At 65.7% G+C, this 19,127-nt stretch carries 19 protein-coding genes; 16 read left to right on the top strand and 3 right to left on the bottom strand.

The window, feature by feature from the left end:
- Positions 1-46: 46 nt before the first annotated feature.
- Positions 47-1,744 carry a urocanate hydratase gene (locus J0H39_21895; protein ID MBN9499417.1) on the top strand — a complete coding sequence of 566 codons (1,698 nt, stop codon included), beginning with the start codon at positions 47-49 and terminating at the stop codon, positions 1,742-1,744.
- Here J0H39_21895 and J0H39_21890 read toward each other — a convergent pair.
- Together J0H39_21890 and J0H39_21885 are read right to left on the bottom strand one after the other, a co-directional pair.
- Positions 1,741-2,280 (bottom strand): HutD family protein, encoded by a 540-nt coding sequence (locus J0H39_21890; GenBank protein ID MBN9499416.1) that lies wholly within the window; start codon positions 2,278-2,280, stop codon positions 1,741-1,743. The genes J0H39_21895 and J0H39_21890 overlap by 4 nt on opposite strands.
- Positions 2,277-3,344, bottom strand: coding sequence for a LacI family DNA-binding transcriptional regulator (locus J0H39_21885; protein MBN9499415.1), 1,068 nt, complete (start codon positions 3,342-3,344; stop codon positions 2,277-2,279). Before J0H39_21885 ends, J0H39_21890 begins: the two co-directional genes overlap by 4 nt.
- Positions 3,345-3,668: 324 nt before the next feature.
- Here J0H39_21885 and J0H39_21880 point away from each other — a divergent pair, with 324 nt between their 5' ends.
- From J0H39_21880 to J0H39_21810, 15 genes are all read left to right on the top strand, one after another.
- Complete coding sequence (locus J0H39_21880; GenBank protein ID MBN9499414.1) at positions 3,669-4,700, top strand: TRAP transporter substrate-binding protein; 1,032 nt, start codon at positions 3,669-3,671, stop codon at positions 4,698-4,700.
- A 90-nt stretch (positions 4,701-4,790) separates the two neighbouring features.
- Positions 4,791-6,662 (top strand): TRAP transporter large permease subunit, encoded by a 1,872-nt coding sequence (locus J0H39_21875; GenBank protein ID MBN9499413.1) that lies wholly within the window; start codon positions 4,791-4,793, stop codon positions 6,660-6,662.
- Positions 6,663-6,673: 11 nt separating this feature from the next.
- Positions 6,674-7,585, top strand: coding sequence for a PmoA family protein (locus J0H39_21870; protein MBN9499412.1), 912 nt, complete (start codon positions 6,674-6,676; stop codon positions 7,583-7,585).
- Positions 7,582-8,526: a hydroxyacid dehydrogenase gene (locus J0H39_21865; protein ID MBN9499411.1), complete on the top strand. Its 945-nt coding sequence runs from the start codon at positions 7,582-7,584 to the stop codon at positions 8,524-8,526. Before J0H39_21870 ends, J0H39_21865 begins: the two co-directional genes overlap by 4 nt.
- The gene (locus J0H39_21860) at positions 8,523-9,527 is read left to right on the top strand and encodes a phosphotransferase (GenBank protein MBN9499410.1); all 1,005 of its coding nucleotides are present in this window, start codon (positions 8,523-8,525) and stop codon (positions 9,525-9,527) included. Before J0H39_21865 ends, J0H39_21860 begins: the two co-directional genes overlap by 4 nt.
- Before the next feature lie 4 nt (positions 9,528-9,531).
- Positions 9,532-10,824, top strand: a complete 1,293-nt coding sequence (gene eno, locus J0H39_21855; GenBank protein MBN9499409.1) for a phosphopyruvate hydratase — start codon at positions 9,532-9,534, stop codon at positions 10,822-10,824.
- Entirely contained in the window at positions 10,821-11,600 is a 780-nt protein-coding gene (locus J0H39_21850) for a fumarylacetoacetate hydrolase family protein (protein ID MBN9499408.1), read from the top strand. Before eno ends, J0H39_21850 begins: the two co-directional genes overlap by 4 nt.
- Positions 11,601-11,612: 12 nt before the next feature.
- A complete protein-coding gene (locus tag J0H39_21845) occupies positions 11,613-12,653 on the top strand; it encodes a Gfo/Idh/MocA family oxidoreductase (protein ID MBN9499407.1) in 1,041 nt (346 codons plus the stop codon).
- A 2-nt stretch (positions 12,654-12,655) separates the two neighbouring features.
- Positions 12,656-13,684, top strand: coding sequence for a Gfo/Idh/MocA family oxidoreductase (locus J0H39_21840; GenBank protein MBN9499406.1), 1,029 nt, complete (start codon positions 12,656-12,658; stop codon positions 13,682-13,684).
- Positions 13,685-13,795: 111 nt separating this feature from the next.
- A complete protein-coding gene (locus tag J0H39_21835) occupies positions 13,796-14,482 on the top strand; it encodes a carbonic anhydrase (protein ID MBN9499405.1) in 687 nt (228 codons plus the stop codon).
- Positions 14,483-14,573: 91 nt separating this feature from the next.
- On the top strand, positions 14,574-16,295 hold the full coding sequence (locus tag J0H39_21830) for a hypothetical protein (protein MBN9499404.1): 1,722 nt from the start codon (positions 14,574-14,576) through the stop codon (positions 16,293-16,295).
- 83 nt (positions 16,296-16,378) lie between these two features.
- Complete coding sequence (locus tag J0H39_21825; GenBank protein MBN9499403.1) at positions 16,379-16,597, top strand: DUF2892 domain-containing protein; 219 nt, start codon at positions 16,379-16,381, stop codon at positions 16,595-16,597.
- A gap of 38 nt (positions 16,598-16,635) precedes the next feature.
- A complete protein-coding gene (locus J0H39_21820) occupies positions 16,636-17,040 on the top strand; it encodes a methylglyoxal synthase (GenBank protein MBN9499402.1) in 405 nt (134 codons plus the stop codon).
- A complete protein-coding gene (locus J0H39_21815) occupies positions 17,037-17,762 on the top strand; it encodes an aspartate/glutamate racemase family protein (protein ID MBN9499401.1) in 726 nt (241 codons plus the stop codon). Before J0H39_21820 ends, J0H39_21815 begins: the two co-directional genes overlap by 4 nt.
- Positions 17,759-18,676, top strand: a complete 918-nt coding sequence (locus J0H39_21810) for a pseudouridine-5'-phosphate glycosidase (GenBank protein ID MBN9499400.1) — start codon at positions 17,759-17,761, stop codon at positions 18,674-18,676. The genes J0H39_21815 and J0H39_21810 overlap by 4 nt, the downstream gene beginning before the upstream one ends.
- Here J0H39_21810 and arfB read toward each other — a convergent pair.
- The gene (gene arfB, locus J0H39_21805) at positions 18,667-19,086 is read right to left on the bottom strand and encodes an aminoacyl-tRNA hydrolase (protein ID MBN9499399.1); all 420 of its coding nucleotides are present in this window, start codon (positions 19,084-19,086) and stop codon (positions 18,667-18,669) included. The genes J0H39_21810 and arfB overlap by 10 nt on opposite strands.
- Between the last annotated feature and the right edge of the window lie 41 nt (positions 19,087-19,127).

Below are 19,127 nucleotides of genomic sequence, written 5' to 3'. Positions count from 1 at the left end.
TATATAGTTATTATCTATAACCGCGCACATGACAAGGGGGTTCGACATGACCGATCCGCGCCATAATTCCCGCGATATTTACCCCCCGACGGGGCCGGAAAAGACCGCCAAATCCTGGCAAACGGAAGCCGCGATGCGGATGCTGATGAACAATCTGCATCCCGACGTGGCGGAAAATCCGCACGAATTGGTCGTCTATGGCGGCATCGGGCGCGCGGCGCGCACCTGGAAGGATTTCGACGCGATCGTCGCCAGCCTTAAAAAGCTGGAAGGCGACGAAACGCTGGTCGTGCAATCGGGCAAGCCCGTCGCGATCGTGCGCACGCATGCCGATGCACCCCGCGTGCTGATTGCCAATTCCAATCTCGTGCCGCGCTGGGCCAATTGGGACCATTTCGGCGAGCTCGATCGCAAGGGCCTGATGATGTACGGCCAGATGACGGCGGGCTCGTGGATCTATATCGGCACGCAAGGCATCGTGCAGGGCACGTATGAAACCTTCGCCGAAGCCGGCCGCCAGCATTACAAGGGCGACCTTAAGGGCAAATGGATTTTGACCGGCGGTCTGGGCGGCATGGGCGGGGCCCAGCCGCTGGCGGCCGTGATGGCGGGGGCTTGCTGCCTCGCCGTCGAATGCGACGAGACCCGCGTCGATGCGCGCATCCGCACGCGCTATTGCGACGAGAAAACGCATAGCCTCGACGAAGCGCTGGCGATGATCGAACGCTGGACGAAAGCGGGGCAGGCGCGCTCGGTCGGCTTGATCGGCAACGCGGCGGAAGTGTTCCCCGAGATTCTGCGCCGGATGAAGGCGGGCGAGAAACTGCCCAACGGCCGGCCCGATATCGTCACCGATCAGACCTCGGCGCATGACCCGCTGCACGGCTATCTGCCGCTCGGCTGGAAGCTCGGCGAATGGCGTGCGCGCCAGGAAACCGATCCGAAGGGTGTCGAGAAAGCCGCGCGCGCCTCGATGAAGGCGCATGTCGCTGCGATGGTCGGGTTCTGGAACGCGGGCGTGCCCACGCTCGATTACGGCAACAACATCCGCCAGGTCGCGCGCGACGAAGGCTTGGAGAACGCCTTCGCGTTCCCCGGCTTTGTGCCCGCTTATATCCGCCCGTTGTTCTGCAAGGGCATCGGGCCGTTCCGCTGGTGTGCGCTGTCAGGCGATCCGGAGGATATCTACAAGACCGACGAAGCGATGAAGCGCTTGTTCCCGGAGAACAAGCATCTGCACAACTGGCTCGACATGGCGCGCGAGCGCATCGCGTTCCAAGGCTTGCCGGCGCGTATCTGCTGGATCGGCTTGGGCGATCGCCATCGCGCCGGTTTGATGTTCAACGAGATGGTCGCGAAGGGCGAACTCAAAGCCCCGATCGTCATCGGCCGCGATCATTTGGATTCGGGCTCGGTCGCGAGCCCGAACCGCGAGACCGAAGCGATGCGCGACGGCTCCGACGCGGTGTCGGATTGGCCGCTGCTGAACGCGCTGGTCAACACCGCGTCGGGCGCCACCTGGGTGAGCCTCCATCACGGCGGCGGAGTCGGCATGGGCTATAGCCAGCATGCCGGCATGGTGATCGTCGCCGACGGCACGCCGGAGGCCGCGAAGCGCTTGGAGCGCGTGTTGTGGAACGATCCGGCGTCGGGCGTGTGGCGCCACGCGGATGCGGGCTACGAGGACGCGATCGCCTGCGCCAAGCAGCACCAGCTGCGCTTGCCGGGCATTCTCGGCAATTAGAACGTGATGACGTAAAGCCCGGCGGTCCCGCGAAGGATCGCCGGGCCATTTTCGACGATCAACGTGTCGCCCGTGCCAAGCGCGTCGGTGGCGCCGGTCGCGCAATGGATCAGCAGAAACCGCGTCGTCTTATCGATCGTGGTTTCGCCGTCGAGATCGAGCCGCGTCATCGACGGCGTGTAGCCCAAGCCCCGCCGCGCCATCGCGTTGAGATCGGTGACCGGACGCCCAAGCAATTCGGCCGAGGCGGGCACGTCGCCGGGAAAGGCAAGGGGCGGCGTGTCTTGCGTCAATTTGATCGGCGCCTGGTCGCCGAGCGTGAGCGCGATGCCGTCGCCCGACAAAATCGCGAGATGGCGGTCGATCGCAGGGAATACGGAAAACGGTCCGCCGGTGGCCACACGCGCCATGCTCAGACGCCATTCGAAAGTCGCGAGGTCGGCGGTGGCGGGATGGATCGCGATCTCGGCGGTTTCGCCAAGGCCGTTCTTCCATTTGACGACGCGATAATCCGAACGCCGGAGAACCCGCATCACTTCGCGGCGATCATATCGACGGGCACGGCGCGGCGGCGCTGGGGCGGTTCCACAAAGGGCGCGGTCGAGCGGCGTTCGACCAAGGTGGGACGCAGCATGACCTTGCAGAACGCTTCGTCCTTGCGTTTGCCTTCCGCCACTTTGCGGAACAGATGGTCGGTGGTGGCCAGCGCCAAATCGCGCACCGGCATCGCGACGGTGGTGATGCCGGGGCCGCACCATTTCAGCATCGGCGCGTCGCTGAAGCCGACGAAGGAAAGATCGCGCGGCACGTCCACGCCGTGGGCGCGCACGCTGTCGTAAGCGCCCACGCAAATCCGCGCCCCCGCCGTGACGACGGCGGTCGGGCGTTGGCGCAAAGACAGCAGCTTGTCCATCGCCGCGGCGCCGAACTCCGCGTCGCAACTGCCCGAGTGCAGCAACTCGTCGATCGGTTCGATCCCGGCATCCTCCAGCGTGCGGCGGAACCCGGCGAGGCGCGCGCGGCCGGTGGAAATGGCGAGCGTCGAGCCGATATAGGCGATGCGCCGATGGCCGAGACCGATCAGATGTTCGGCCGCAAGACGCATGGCTTGCGCATCGTCGATGCCGAACCAATCGGATTCGACCTTGGCGCTTTCGCGCACGAATTGGACGAGCGGCACGCTGCGCATCAAGCGATAGGTTTCGGCCGCGGGCGCGATCGACGGAATCATGATGATGCCGAGCGCGCGCGCCGAGCAAAGATTGCGCAAATGGTGAAGCTCGAGATCCGCGTCGTCGCCGGTAACGGCAAGGACGAGCTGCGCGCCGCGCTCGCGGCAGCAATCGGCGATCGCTTTGGCGGCGGTCGAATAGAAATCGTTCTCGATATCGGGCAGCAGCAATCCGACGATCGACGACGTTCCGCTGCGCATCGTGCGCGCGGCGAGATCGACGACATAGCCGTCGCGCTCCGCGGCTTCGCGCACGCGCGCTTGCGTGGCCTCGCTGATGCGCGACGAACCGGCCAGCGCGCGCGACACCGTCGCCACGGACAGGCCCAGCGCCTGTGCGATGTCTTTCATTTTCGTCGGCCGCGTCATTCGAATCCTCCGTCGTCAGGACAATCGTTTGCACGATTTTTCGCATTCGACAAGCGGGGCGATCATTTCATCGATTATCGACGAATCGGTCTTGCGCTTTGTTGCGTTCGGGCGCCTGATGGCGAACGGGATTCGTGCGTTTGGGCGCTGTTGCACGGATTGCGCAATCGACTGTGCAAATGTTTGCGCAAAATAAATATCTGAAAAATAACAATATTTTTGTCTTATCAAACCCCTTGACCGCAAACGTTTACGCGCGCATCGTCTGCGCGTCACGAAAATGCCGCCCGGTTCGTCCCGTGGACGGCGCTCAAGGGAGGAAATATGCGCACCCACGGTAATACGCGCGGCATTTCGCGCCGTTCGATGCTCGCGACCGGCTCGGCCGCCATTGGCTTGTCGGCGCTGGCCGCCCCCGCCGTCCTGGCGCAGCAGAAATTCGTCTGCCGCATGGGCCATTCCGAAGCGATCGGCTCGCCGCTGACGATGGCTTTCGAAGCCTGGGGCAAGGCGATGAACGAGAAGAGCGGCGGTCGTATCGACGCGCAGCACTTCCCGGCCAGCCAGCTCGGCAGCTACACCCAGATGATCGAGCAGAATCGTCTCGGCACGATCCAGGCCACGACCGGCGGTCCCGATACGGAAGAATCGGTGGCGCCCGAAATCGCCGCGACCGGCGGCGCGCCGGGCTTCATCTATCGCGACGAGGCGCATGTCGACCGCGTGTTGCAGGGCGACATCGGCAAGGAAGTCTCCGCCATCGCGCGCGCCAAGACCGGCGTCGAGTTCCTCGATTACGGCGAGGTCGGCTTCCGTCACGTGCTGTCGAAGCGCCCGGTCGCCACGATGGCCGATCTGCGCGGCCTCAAAATCCGCGTGCCCGAGCTGAAAGTGTGGGTCGATTTCTGGAAGCTGCTGGGTGCGAACCCCACGCCGCTCGCCTATGCCGAGCAGTACAACGCGCTGTCGACCGGTCTGATCGACGCGCTGGAAGCCGACGTGTTCTCGATCAAGGGCTTCAAGTGGGGCGAGCAGGCGAAGAACATGACGCTCACGAACCACTGGTTCCTGCCCAAGGCGACGCGCGTCAACGCGCGCTGGCTCGACTCGCTGCCGGCGGAATTGCAGACGATCGTGCGCGACACCGCGAAGGTCGCCTTCGCCGAGCAGCGCCGCGTCAATCGCGCCAACACGGCCGCGACGCTGGAGGAGCTGAAGGCCTCCGGCATCACCGTGCGCACGGCCGGCGACACGGCCGCGTGGCGCGCGGCGACCGAGCCGCTTTTCGCCGAGTTCGCGTCCAAGAGCCCGGCGACCAAGGCGATGATCGACAAGATCCGCGGCCTCGTCGCTTGAAGTCCGACTGATACACCGGGCGGCGGAAGCGATTCCGCCGCCCGTTCTTTTACTCGGGCGAATTCATCCGCCTTCGGAAGTCCGGTTCCCATGTCCTCCTCCTCCGACAGTCTCGCGACGCCCGCCAACGGCGCGCCCGCGCGTATCAGCCTTGTCGCCGACCGCGTTCTCGAAACGCTCTGCGTCGCGGTGCTCAGCATCACCGTGTTGGTGGCGCTGTTGCAGGTCTTCTTCCGCTATGTGCTCAACGCGTCGCTGAGCTGGCCCGAGGAGTTCGGACGTTTCGCCTTCGCCTGGTTCGTGCTGTTGTCGCTGGGATTGCTGGCGCGGCGCGCCAAGCATATCGCGATCGAAATGGTGCCGCGCGCGCTCTCCGACGACGGGCGGCGTGTCCACGCCGCCTTCGCGCGCGCGATTTCGTCGTGCAGCGCCGTGTTCCTTTTTTTCTGCGGGGCCGATCTGGTCGCCAACGCGAGTTACGTCTCACCCGCGCTTCAATGGTCGTACAAGTATCTCTATCTCGCCGTGCCCGCCGGCGCGGCGGCGACCTTGTTCTTCCTGGTGCTGGAACCGGTCGCGGGTTTCCGCTCCTGGCTCTCGGGTCTCGCGACCACGATCGCCGGTGCCGTGCTCTATTTCCTGCTCGAATCCGCGATCGGCCATACCTTCGTCGGCTCGTTCGGCGTCGTGCTGCCGCTCGTCACCGTGGCGATCGGCTTCATGCTGATCGGCGTGCCGATCTTTGATTCGCTTATTTTCGGTACGTTCGTCGCGTTCATGCCGCAGGGCTCGCTGGCGCTGCTGCCCGTGCCGCAAAGCCTGACGAACTCGATGGACTATCTGCTGCTGTCCATCCCATTCTTCATGCTCGCGGGCGGCATGATGAATGCGAGCGGCATCACCGAACGCCTGGTGGCGCTGGCGGATTCCTTGGTCGGCCATTTCCGCGGCGGCCTTGCCCAGGTCAACGTGCTGACCAACACGCTGATGGGCGGTGTGTCGGGTTCGTCGACCGCCGATGCGGCGGCGTTGGCCAAAACGATGGTGCCCGCGATGGAAAAGCGCGGCTATCCCAAGCCCTTCGGCGTGGCGCTGACGAGTGCGGGCTCGATCCTCGCCAATATGATCCCGCCCAGCCTCGGCCTTATCATTTACGGCGCGATGGCGACGGTGTCGGTGGGGGCCTTGTTCACCGCGACGATCGTGCCGGGCCTGCTGATGGCGCTGACGCTGTCGGTGGTCGTCTATTTCGAATGCCGCCGGCGCGGCATCGGCGATAGCGGCCCGCGTCCGGCCCCGGGTGTGCGCGGCAAGGCGTTCCGCAACGCGCTGCCCGCACTCGTTTTGCCGGTTATCATCGTCGGCGGCATCCGCTACGGCGTGTTCTCGACGACCGAAGCGGGTGCCATCGCGGCGGCCTATTCGATTTTCTGCGGCATGTATATCTATCGCGCGGCCAAGGGCATGACGATCGTTCACGCGATCCGCGAATCCCTGATCGAAACGACGACGATCATGGCGGTGATCGCGGCCTCGGCGCCCTTCGCTTACGCGCTCATCATCGAACAAGTGCCGCAGAAGATGACGGCGATCCTCGGCGGCCTCGCGGGCACGTGGTGGCTGCTGCTGCTGGCGATCAATCTGTTCCTGTTGTTCGTCGGCTTGGCGATGGAAATGATCGCCTCGATGGTGATCCTGATCCCGCTGCTCGTGCCGGTGTTGAAGGCGGCGAATGTCGATCTGATCCATTTTGGCGTCATCATGGTCGCCAATCTGTGCATCGGCGCGCTGACCCCGCCGCTTGCGGTCTTGGTGTTCACGGCCGCACAGGTGACCAACACGCCGATCCATCTTGCCTATCGCGCGTGCTGGCCGTTCATGATCGGTCTGTTGATCTGGCTGACGGTTATCACCTTCGTGCCGTCGCTCAGCCTCGGTCTGGTCGCGCTCGTCGGCAGGTAAGGGCGGCGGCGATGTTCACCCTGGAAAGCGACGCGCTGGCCTTGCCCCCCGGGGCTATCGCGCGCACCGAGCGTTTTTATCTGCGCCATGACGGCAAGCCGGTGCTGGGGCTGACGCAAGGCCGCATGCGGCCTTACGTCTATCCCATGTTCACGCCGTCGGGTTATCTCGCCACGTCGGAAAGCCCGGCCGACCATCCGCATCACAATTCGATCTGGATCGCGTCGGACCACGTGCATGCGTTGGTGCCCACGGCGCCGGGCAAGCACGAGGAATACACCTATAATTTCTACGTCGATGAAACCTTCCAGGGCCGCGCCCCCGGTACGCTGATCGCGGGCGCGCCCAAACTCGTCGACGCCGATGCGACCGGCTGCACCATCGCGATTCCCGTCGAATGGCGCGGGCCGGTGGAGTGGGGGGCCACGCAAGGGCGCATCATCGCGCGCGAGACGCGGCGCATCGCCGTGACGAAAGCGCCCGACGCGTGGGTGCTGGATGTCGATTCCGAACTTGCGGCCGCGAATTGGGATCTCGCTTTAGGCCCCACGCGCCACGCTTACTTCAACGCGCGCGTCGCCGACACGATGGTCGTGGCGCTGGGCGGTAAGGTGCGCGACGACAAGGGCCGTGTCGGCGGCGAAACGATCGGCGTGCTGGGCGCGCGCTGGGTGGCGTTCGAAGGCCCGGTGGGCGGCGGCAAGCAGGCCGGCGTCGCGGTCATTCCCAACCCGGCCGACGAAGCCGACGCGTCGTGGTTCGTCGCCGATTGGGGCGCGGTCAGTGTCGGCACGTTCCGGCAAACGCGCCGCGTTGTCGCGAAGGACAAACCCTTGCGCACGCGCTATCGCACCGTCGTCTATGATGGCGCGATGACCGATACGCAGATCGAAGCCTGGGTTGCCGGGTTCCCGAAACGATGAAAGCCGTGCTGCCCTATGACGCATCGCCGGGCACGAAGCGTCTTCTCGAAAGCCTCGATCCCGCGATCGCGCAAGTGAGCGTATTGGCGGAGAACGACGCTTCCGGCCTTGCGCGCGAACTCGCCGACGCCGATGTGCTGCTGCATGTGCTGGCGCCGGTCACGGCCGCGATCCTCGATGCCGCACCCAAACTGCGCTTGGTGCAGAAGATCGGCATCGGCGTCGATACGATCGACCGCGTTCACGCCGCCAAGCGCGGAATCGCCGTGTGCAACATGCCGGGCACCAATACGGTGGCGGTCGCCGAGTTGACCTTGGCGTTGATGCTCGCGGCGCTGCGTCGGGTGACGGCGCTGGACGAGGATTTGCGCGCCGGTGCCTGGACGCCCGACGCGGCGCATCTCGACGCGGCGGGCGAACTCGACGGCGCTTGCGTGGGTTTGATCGGCTACGGCGCCGTCGCCAAGCGCTTACGCCCGGCGCTCGAAGCGTTGGGGGCCCGCGTCGTCGTCCATGCGCGCCGCGAACCCGACGACGGCGCCAAAACGCTGCCGCTGGACGTTTTATTGAGCGAGGCCGATATGGTCTCGCTGCATGTGCCTGCGACTCCCGAAACGCGCGGCTTTTTGAACGCCGCGCGCATCGCGCGGATGAAAAAGGGTGCGGTGCTGGTCAACACGGCGCGTGGCGCCTTGATCGACGAAGCTGCATTGATTGCTGCGTTGTCGAGCGGCCATCTGGCGGCGGCGGGCTTGGACGTGTTCGCGACCGAACCGATCGCGCGCGACAGCGCTTTGTTGAAGCTGCCGAATGTCGTCGCCACGCCGCATATCGCGTGGATGACGCCGGGCACGTGGCGGCGCAGCCTTGCGGTGGTGGCGGAGAATTGCCGCCGCTTGGCGACGGGCGCGCCGCTGCTCAACCGCGTGGCGCCGCCATGACCGATACCACCGCCATCGAAACGCGTTTGCGCGAAGCGGGCGTGATCCCGGCCGGGGTGCCGGCGGAATTCCGCGCCCTGACCGGCGGTGTCGCGTCCGATATTTGGTGCGTCGAGGCGGGCGACACGAAATTCGCCGTGAAGCGCGCCCTCGCCAAATTGCGCGTCGCCGCCGATTGGCGCGCGCCCGTCAGCCGCAACGCGGCGGAGGCCGATTGGCTGCGCACCGCCGCCGATATCGTGCCGGGCTGCGTGCCGCGCATTCTGTTTCACGATCCCGATGCCGGCCTGTTCGCGATGGATTTCCTCGCACCCGACAAGCATCCGGTGTGGAAAGCCGAATTGCGGGACGGCCGCGTCGACGAAGGTTTCGCGGCGAAAGTGGGCGCGCGTTTGGGCGCCATTCACGCCGCAACTGCCTATGACGACAAGATCGCCGCGCGCTTCGCGCATGACGCGAATTTCCACGCGCTGCGGCTGGAACCCTATCTCGAAGCGATGGCGCCGAAATATCCGGATCTCGCCCCCAAGCTGTTCGCCTTGTCGCGCGACACGCTGGCCCGGCATGTGGCGCTGGTGCATGGCGACGTCAGTCCGAAGAACATCTTGGTGGGGCCGGAGGGGCCGATTTTCCTCGACGCCGAATGCGCCTGGTATGGCGATCCGGCTTTCGATCTCGCCTTCTGCCTCAACCATCTGCTGCTGAAATGCATTTGGAATCCGGCGGCCGCGCCGGGTTACTTGCGCGCCTTCGACGCGCTCTACACGACCTATTTCGGGTCGGTGGGGCCGCGTTTGGCGCGCGGGCTGGAGGCGCGCGTCGCAAGATTGCTGCCGGGGCTGCTGCTGGCGCGGATCGACGGCAAATCGCCGGTCGAGTACATCGTCGCGGCGGCCGACAAGGACCGCGTGCGGTCGATCGCGATCCCGATGATCGAAGCCGCCCCGGCGAGTTTGACGGCGTTGCGCGATCAGTGGCGCAACGGTTTGGGAAGGAATTAGCGCGATGGCGAAGATCGTTTCCGTCAAAGGCCGCCGGGTGTGGGATTCGCGCGCGCGGCCGACGGTCGAAACGGAAATCGCGCTGGCCGACGGTGCGACGGGCCGCGCGATTGCGCCCGCCGGCGCCTCAATGGGCTCGGGCGAAGCGGTCGATCTGCGCGACGGCGGTACGTCGCAAGGCGGGATGGACGTAACGCGCGCGGTCGCGAATGTCGCGGGACCGTTGGCGGAAGCGCTGATCGGCCTCGACGCGACCGATCAAGCGGCGGTCGATCGCGCGATCCGCGCTTGCGACAATTCCCAGCGCTTCGAACGCCTGGGCGGCAACGCGGCGATCGCGACGTCGATGGCGGTGCTGCATGCGGCCGCCGCGTCGGCGCGCGCCCCGCTCGACGAATATCTCGCGGCGGGCGGCCCGGTCAGCATCCCGGTGCCCGAGATTCAGATTTTCGGCGGCGGGGCGCATGCGGGGCGCCGCGTCGATATCCAGGATTTTCTGATCGTCTGCCCGTCGGCGCGGAATTTCGCCGAGGCGCTGGACCGCACGGCGGACGTCTATCACGCCGCGCGCAAGCTGCTGAAGGACGAAGGCCGCTTGCAAGGTGTCGCCGACGAAGGCGGATTTTGGCCGGTCTTCGCGACAAACGACGAAGCGCTCGAAATGCTCGTGCGCGCGATCGAAGCGGCGGGTTATACGCCGGGCGACGAAGTGCATATCGCGCTCGATATCGCCGCGTCGGATTTCGGGCGCAATGGGCGCTACAAGCTTGGCCTCGAAAACCGCGAACTCGACAGCGATGCGATGTGCGACATGCTGCTCGGCTGGCTCGACCGCTATCCCATCCTGTCGATCGAGGATCCGCTGGCCGAGGACGATCACGCCGGCTTCATGCGCTTCATGGCGGCGGCGGGCGATCGCGTGCAGGTCGTGGGCGACGATCTGCTGGTGACCGATCCCGCGCGCGTCGCCACGGCCGCGCGCGACAAGCTCGTGAACTGCGCGCTGATCAAGCCCAACCAGATCGGCACGGTGACCGAGACCAAAGCAGCGCTAGACGCGGCCAAGGCGGGCGGGATTTCGGCGATCGTCTCCGCCCGCTCGGGCGAGACCGAGGATATCAGCATCGCGCCCTTCGCCGTGGGTTGGAACGCGGGCCAGTTCAAAGTCGGTTCGATCGCGCGCGGCGAGCGCACGGCGAAATGGAACGAGATGCTGCGCATCGAAGAACGCCTGGGATCGCGCGCGCCCTATGCGGGGTGGGGCGCGTTTCCGGTGAAGGAAAGGTCCGCACGATGACTCGCAAAATCGTCCGCTATGCCGATCCCGAAACGCGTTACGGCCTGCTGGAGAAGGACGGCACGATTCGTCCGCTCGCAGGCTCGCCGTTCGAAAGCCTGGAGACGGTCGGCAAGCCCACGCATCTCGAGCGCGTGCGCTTGCTGGCACCCGTGAAACCCGCCTGTCTCTACGGCGCCGGTCTCAACTATATCGGCCATGCGCGCGAGATGAAGCTCGATACGCCCGCGTTCCCGATGTTGTTCATGACGCCGCCCTCGGCGATCGTCGGGCCCGACGCGCCCATCGTCTATCCGGTCGAAGCGCAGAATCTGCATTTCGAGGCGGAAGTCGCGGTCGTGATCGGCAAGGCCGGGCGGCGCATCCCGGAAGCCAAGGCGCTCGATCATGTGCTGGGCTATACCTGCGCCAACGACGTCAGCGAGCGCGTGATCCAAGCCAAGGAAATGAAGCAGGGCTGTCTGGTGCTCGGCAAGGCGTTCGACAGCTTCAAACCGATCGGCCCGTCGATCGCGCTGGGGCTCGACGCCGAGAATATCGAGATCATCGGCCGCGTAAATGGCCAGCAGCGCCAGTGCAGCAACACCAACGACCTCGTCTACTCGGTCAAGGCGTTGATCGCGCATTTGAGCAGCGGCATCACGCTGCATCCCGGCGATGTCATCATGACCGGCACGCCCGCCGGCGTTGGGCCGGTCGTGCCCGGCGACGTGGTCGAGATCGAGATTCCGCAGGTCGGCATCCTGCGCAATCCGGTCGTCGCCGAACAAGTTTAAGGAACGCAAGATATGGCCAAAAAAATCCGTTTCGCGCTCGTCGGCCTTGGCATGGCGTCGCGCCCGCATGTGCGCGGCTTGAAGGACCTCGAAGCCGCCGGCGTGCTGGAAGTCGCCGGCGTGTTCGCGCGCGACCAAGCCAAGCGCGAAGCCTTCGCCGCGGCGAATGGCTGGCGCGCCGCACCCACGCTTGAATCGCTTGCGACCGACAAATCGATCGACGCGGTACTGATGCTGACGCCGCCCAACGCGCGCGTCGAACTCGTCGATCTGTTCGCGGCGAACGGCAAGGCGATCCTGATGGAAAAGCCGGTCGAGCGCACGACGGCGGCGGCGGAGAAGATCGTCGCGCGTTGCGAGGCGGCGAAGGTGCCGCTCGGCATCGTGTTCCAGCATCGCTTGAAGCCCGCCGCGCGCGCGATGCGCGAACTGCTCGATTCCGGCCGCTTGGGCAAGATCGGCCTCGTGCGGCTCGACGTGCCATGGTGGCGGCCGCAAAGCTATTACGACGAGCCGGGGCGCGGCACGCTGGCGCGCGACGGCGGCGGCGTGCTGATCTCGCAGGCGATCCACGCGATGGACATGATGCTGGCATTGACGCCGGATGTCGTCGACGTGACGGCGCTCGCGGGCACGACCAGCCTGCACAAGATGGAGACCGAGGATTTCGCCGGGGCGGGATTGCGCTTCGCCGACGGATCGATCGGTACCATCGTCGCGACGACGGCGAATTTCCCCGGCGTCATGGAAAGCTGCGTGTTCAACGGCGACAACGGCTCGGCCACGCTCGATGCCTCGACGTTGACCGTGCAATGGCGCGACGGCAAGACCGAAACCGCCGGCGTGACGGGCGTGGGTACGGGCGGCGGGGCCGATCCGATGGCCTTCGATCACGGGCCGCATCGCGATGTCATCGCCGATTTCACGGCGGCCGTGGCCGAAGGCCGCGAACCGTCGATCAACGGGCGCTCGGCCTTGCGCGTCCATCGTTTGATCGACGCGATCCTCGAATCCTCGCGCAAGGGTGCGCGCGTCGCCGTGGCGAAGGGCTGAGCATGAAGGACGGCAAGATCGCGATCGGCGTTTTGGGCGTCGATCATCGGCATATCTACGGCATGCTGGAGGGGATGCTGGGGGCAGGCTGCGTCGCCGTCGCGTGGTGGACGCAAGGCGAGCCAATGCCGCTGGCTGGCTTCCTGAAGCGCTTCCCCGATTTGCCGCGCGTCGCGGACAAGCGCGCCATTCTGGAAGACAAGTCGATCGACCTGGTGCTGATCGCGTGCGTGCCGTCGGATCGCGCTTCGTTGGCGATCGAAGCGATGCGCCACGGCAAGGACGTGATGCTCGACAAGCCGGGCTGCGTATCGGCGGCCGAACTCGCCGCCTTGCGCGCGGCGCAAGCCGAGACGGGGCGTATCTGGTCGGTCGATTTCTCCGAGCGTTTCGAAGTGCCCGCCGTGACCCTGGCGACCGAATTGGTGGCGCAAGGTGCGATCGGCCGCGTCGTTTCGACGACCGGCCTGGGGCCCCATCGCCATAACCCGCAGACGCGTCCGCCGTGGTTCTATTCGCGCAAAGGGACCGGCGGAATCCTTTGCGACATCGGTTCGCACCAGATCGATCAGTTCCTGTTCTTCACCGGCTCGGACGACGCCGAGATCGTGTCGGCGGTCAGCGCCAATCTCGCCCATCGCGAATTCCCCGATTTCGAGGATTTCGGCGAGATCGTCCTGAAAAGCGCCGATGCGCGCGGCTATATCCGCGTCGATTGGTTCACGCCCGACGCGCTGCCCAATTGGGGCGACGGGCGGCTGTTCTTGACCGGCACCGAAGGCACGATCGAGCTGCGCAAATATGTCGATGTCGGCGGCGCCTCCGGCACCGATCATCTGTTCCTGGTGAACAAGACGCGCTGCGAACGCATCGATGCGTCGGGGGCGGGCACGCCGTATTTCGCCAAGCTCGCGGCGGACGTGCGCAACCGCACGCAAACCGCGATGAAGCAAAGCCACGCCTTCAAGGCGACGGCGCTCGCGATCGAAGCGCAGCGGCTTGCGGAACTGGCCGCCGGCTACAAAAGCTGATCGCGCGTTTTACAGCGCGCTTCGGTAGTTCTCGGCATTTACCGTTGACTTGCCGCGTCGCATCGCCATGTTGTGCCGCAACATGACGATCCCGACGCGGAGTGTTCGACGATGCCTTCCCAACCGCCCGCATCCCTGATCGACGGCTATCTTTCGTTCCGCGAACGCCGTTTGCCCGGCGAGCAGTCGCGCTTCACGCAACTCGCCGAAACGGGCCAGTCGCCCAGCGTGATGATCGTTGGCTGCTGCGATTCGCGCGTGTCGCCCGAAGTGATTTTCGACGCGCGACCCGGCGAGATGTTCGTCGTGCGGAACGTCGCCAATATCGTGCCGCCCTATCAGCCCGACGGCGGATTGCACGGCACCAGTGCCGCGCTCGAATACGGCGTGATCGCGCTGAAGGTCGAACATATCGTCGTGCTGGGCCATGGCGGCTGCGGCGGCATCGCCGCCTATGTCGATGCGGGCCGCAAACCCTTGTCGCCCGGCGATTTCGTCGGCGCGTGGATCGAACAGCTCGACGGGGCGGCCGGGCTCGTGCCCGAATGCGACCGGGAACTGCCTGAGGATTTCGCCCGTTCGCTGGAGGTCGCGAATTTGCGCGCCAGCATCGCGGCGCTGCGCACCCATCCTTGCATCGGCACGCTGGAAAAGCGCGGGCGCCTGCAATTGCATGCCGCGCATTTCGCCATCCGCACCGGCGTTCTGCGCTGGCTGGACCAGGAAACCGGCCAGCTTCAAGCGGTCGCCGGCGACAAGCGGGTCGATGCCGCGCCTTTGCGGTGTACGCCGGGCTGATCGCGGTAGCCGGGTGACATCCAGTCCATGCACGGAATTTTGGTGCATGCTTAACTTTTGCCGCAGAAAATGGGGGTAACGATGGGCGCCGATGAATCCCCCCGAAAGACGCAAATCCGGCCTGTTTGATCGAATCGCCGCACCCGAATGGGCGGCGATCGCCTTCGCGTTGTTCGTCATCGCGGGGATTTGGGTGGTCGCGTATCTGTCGACGCGTCAGGCGCGCGAACAGCTCGCGGAATCGGCGCAAAGCGAAATCCTTGGCGCGCAAAGTCTGATTGCGTCCCAAATTGGCCGGACGATCGACGCGGCCGGCGCGTTGCTGGTCGGCGTCGATCTGTGGCTGGCGGAACAATTCGATTCGACCATCGTCGCCGATCTCGATCTCGTCGCGGATCGGATCCGGCGCAGCCAGAAATCGGCGATCGACATCGATCTCTACGATCTGGCGGGCGAGGAAATCGTCCGGGGTTCCGGATCGCGCCGCGTCCTCGACCCGGCCGAGCGCCGCTCGCTGATGGCGCTGGCCGAGAGTCCCCTCGATCAATTCTCGGTCGGAGTGGAGATCGCCGCGCGCGGGAAAACGCGGCGCATTTCCGTCGTTAAGCGCGCGAATATAAACGTGTTCGGCGCCGCCTATATCGTGGCGTCGATCCCGCCCGAACAGCTCGACCGGCATTTCGACCGGATGCTCGTTACGGCACCCGGCACGGTCGGCGCGATCCGGGGCGACGGGCTGATCGTCTATCGCTATCCCGATCCCGAGAATTTCACCGGCCAGCGTTTCGATCTCGACGTGCTGTTGGGCCCGCGCGACCGGCGTGCTGATTCGGGGCTTTTGAAAAATATCCGCAGTCCCGACGGTACGATCCTAACCGCCGCCTACCAGCGGATCGACGATTTGCCGATCTATTCCTATGCCCGGTTTCGCGAAGCCGATATCGACGAGATGGGGTCCGCGCATGGCCGCCCGGTGCTCGCCTTCGCGGGGCTCGCGACGCTGCTGACGCTGGCGATGGCCGGCGTCGTGATCTGGTTCGAACGCAGCCGCGCGCGCGAAGCCGACCGCCTGCGCCGCGCGCTGATCGACGCGCAGGCGGCGAACGTCGCCAAGCGCGAATTCCTCGCCAATATCAGCCACGAGCTGCGCACGCCGCTCAACGCGATCATCGGCTTCTCGGATTTGATGGCGGCGCAGCCCTTCGGCGCGTTGAACGATCGCTATCGCGGCTATGCCGACGATATTCAAGGGGCGGGGCGGCACCTGCTCAGCATCGTCAATCAACTGCTCGATTTGGCGGCGATCGAAGCGGGACGGCTGCGCCTGCAACCCGAAACGCTCGATCCCGGCGACGTGATCCGCGAAGTGGCCGAGATGATGCGCGCCATCGCGCGCGAGCGGAATGTGCGTGTCGTCGAAGTGCCGCCGGGCGAGGCGTTCACGACGATCGGCGACCGCACGATGCTGCGCCAGATCGTGACCAACCTCGCGGGAAACGCCGTGCGCCATTGCCGTGTCAACGGCGCCGTGCGCCTCGCGTGGTCGCAAGACGGTGCGGGGCAGTACACGATCGCGATCGAAGATGAAGGACTCGGCATTCCCGCCGAGGATATCGCGCATATTTTCGAGCCGTTCTGGCGCAAGGAAAGTTCGAGCCTCACGCGGCGCGGCGGCACGGGACTTGGCTTGATGATCACGCGCCAATTCGTGACGCGCTGGGGCGGGGCGATCGCGGTCGACAGCGAGATCGGCAAAGGCAGCGTGTTCACGGTGACTTTGCCGCTGCGCATTGACGCGTTGGGCGGCAGGTGAGCGCCTGCGGCGCGATGTCGCGTATGTATATTAGTTAGATCGAATATAACGATCGCCATCGCTCCGTTCACCGGGAGGCTCAAATGGCCAATGTCGGATCCGTCGATCGTCTCGTGCGCGCCATCGCTGGCGCCATATTGCTCGTGGCGCCATTCGCGGCCCCGGCGCTGTTCGAATCCTTCGGCGCGTGGCGCTTCGCGGTCGCGGCCGCCGGGGCGGTATTGCTCGCCACGGCGGCGTTGCGTTTCTGCCCGGCTTACGTGCCGCTCGGCATCAACACTTGCGGCGTCGACAAGCGCTGATCGGCGCCCGATAATCGGTTCCTCGAAAGGGAGGACCGATGGCGCGGGCGGCGAAAAATCTACGCGTGGGCATGGTCGCGCACGACAAACGCAAGGCGGAGCTCGCGCGCTGGCTGGCGCGCCATCGCAAGGTGTTCGCGAAGGCCGGCATCGTCGCCACGGGCACGACCGCCAAGCTGCTGCGCAAGCGTTGCCCCGAACTTTCGATCGAAGCCTTGGCGAGCGGCCCGCTGGGCGGCGACCAGCAGATGGGCGCCCTGATCACGGAAGGTGCCCTCGACGCGCTGATCTTTTTCTGGGACCCGTTGACGCCGATGCCCCATGACGTGGACGTGCGCGCGTTGTTGCGGCTCGCGACCCTCTACGATCTGCCGCATGCGTGCAATCTTTCGACCGCGAATCTGATCGCGGCCGGGATCGAACGCGGGACGGTGGGCGCATGAGCGGACGCATCGCGCGCGGCGGCAAGGCGGTCTACGGCGCGCCGCTCGGCATCTTGATGCTCGAAGCCAAGTTCCCGCGTATCCCCGGCGATATGGGCAACGCGACGACCTGGCCGTTCCCCGTTCTCTATCGCGTCGTCACCGGCGCCTCGCCCGAGAAAGTCGTGTTGAAGGGCGCTGAAGGTCTGCTGCCGGATTTCATCGCGGCGGCGCAGGATCTCGTGCGCCTCGGCGCGGAAGCGATCACGACCAATTGCGGTTTCCTGTCGCTGTTCCAGAAGGAACTGAGCGCCGCCGTGAACGTGCCGGTCGCGACGTCCGCCTTGATGCAAGTGCCGTGGGTGCAGGCGACGTTGCCGCCGGGCAAGCGCGTGGGCATCGTCACCGTATCCAAGGCGACGCTGACGCCGCGTCATCTCGAAGCCGCGAACGTGCCGCTCGATACGCCGATCGCGGGCACGGAGAACGGCAAGGAATTCTTCCGCGTTCTGATCAAGGCGGAGAAGACCGATATGGATATCGACGGCGCCGAGCGCGACGTGGTCGAGGCGGGCGTCGAACTTGTCCGCACGCATCCCGAGATCGGCGCGCTGGTGCTCGAATGCACCAATATGCCGCCTTATGCCGCCGCGTTGCAGGCGGCGACCGGTTTGCCGGTCTACGATATCTATACGATGATCGCGTGGTTCCATTCCGGGCTTCGCCCGCGGCGGTTCGAATGAAAACGACGCATCCGGATATCGATCTGTCGGCCGAGGTCGCCGGCGCGCTGGCGGCCGGCAAACCGGTCGTCGCGTTGGAAAGCACGATCGTCGCGCACGGCCTGCCGCGTCCCGACAATCTCGCGGCCGGCCAGGCGCTGGAAGCGGCGGTGCGCGAAGCCGGGGCGGTGCCCGCCACGATCGCCGTGCTGGCGGGCCGCATCTGCGTCGGCCTGACGGCAAAGCAACTCGAAGCCTTGGCGCTGGGCGGGAATATCGCCAAAGCCTCGCGCCGCGATTTGGCCGCCCTGATCGCCAAGAAGGAGAACGGCGCCACGACCGTCGCCGCGACGATGGCGGTGGCCGCGATGGCCGGGATCGCGATTTTCGCGACCGGCGGCATCGGCGGCGTGCATCGCGGGGCGGAGACGAGTTTCGACATTTCCGCCGATCTGCCCGAATTGGCGCGCAGCAAGGTCGCGGTCGTGTCGGCCGGCGCGAAATCGATCCTCGATCTGCCCAAGACGCTGGAGATGCTGGAAATGCTCGGCGTGCCGGTCTGGGGCTATCGCAGCGACGCGTTCCCGGCCTTCTACGCGCCCGATAGCGGCTTGAAGGTCGACGCCAGATTCGACGACGTGGCGGAACTCGCGCGCGCCATCGCGGCGCATCGCCGGGTCGGGGCGGGCGGGATGTTGATCGCCAACCCGATCGCGGCCGATGCGGCGTTGGACGCGGCGGCGATCGAAGCGGGGATCGCGGCGGCGATCCGTGCGGCCGACGCGGCCGGAATCGGCGGCAAGGCGTTGACGCCGTTTTTGCTCGATCACATCAATCGCAACAGCGGGGGCAAAAGCCTCGCCGCCAATCTGGCGCTGGCGGTGGGCAACGCCAAGCTCGGCGGCACGCTGGCCGCTGCGTTGGCTCAGTCGTAGTCAAATTCTTCGCCGCGCGTCGCTTTCTTGGCGCCGTGCTTGGCCTTGGAGGCGAGGCGCCGCTTTTGCGAGCCCTTGGTCGGCTTGGTCGCCTTGCGCGGCCGGGGCCGTTCCATCGCCCGGCGCAGCAGCAGGGCGAGCTTCGCCAAGGCGGTCTTGCGATTGTCGCCCTGATCGCGATGTTCCTGGGATTCGACCAGCAGAATACCCTCGGTCGAGACGCGCCGCCCGGCGATGGCCTTCAGCCGCGCCAGAATTTCCGGCGGCAGGCGGCTGATATTGAGGTCGATCCGCAATTCGACCGCCGACGACACTTTGTTGACGTTCTGCCCGCCGGGGCCCGACGCGCGCACGAAGCGCCAGGTCAGGTCCCGGTCGTCGAGGTCCAGTTCGGGGATCACGCGCGGCATACGCCACACATGCCAATCTTGCGCGTCCGGGGCAAGCGGGT

It is taken from the genome of Alphaproteobacteria bacterium, assembly GCA_017308135.1.
Taxonomy (GTDB): Bacteria; Pseudomonadota; Alphaproteobacteria; order CACIAM-22H2; family CACIAM-22H2; genus Tagaea.
This window is presented reverse-complemented; position numbering and strand designations above follow the sequence as displayed.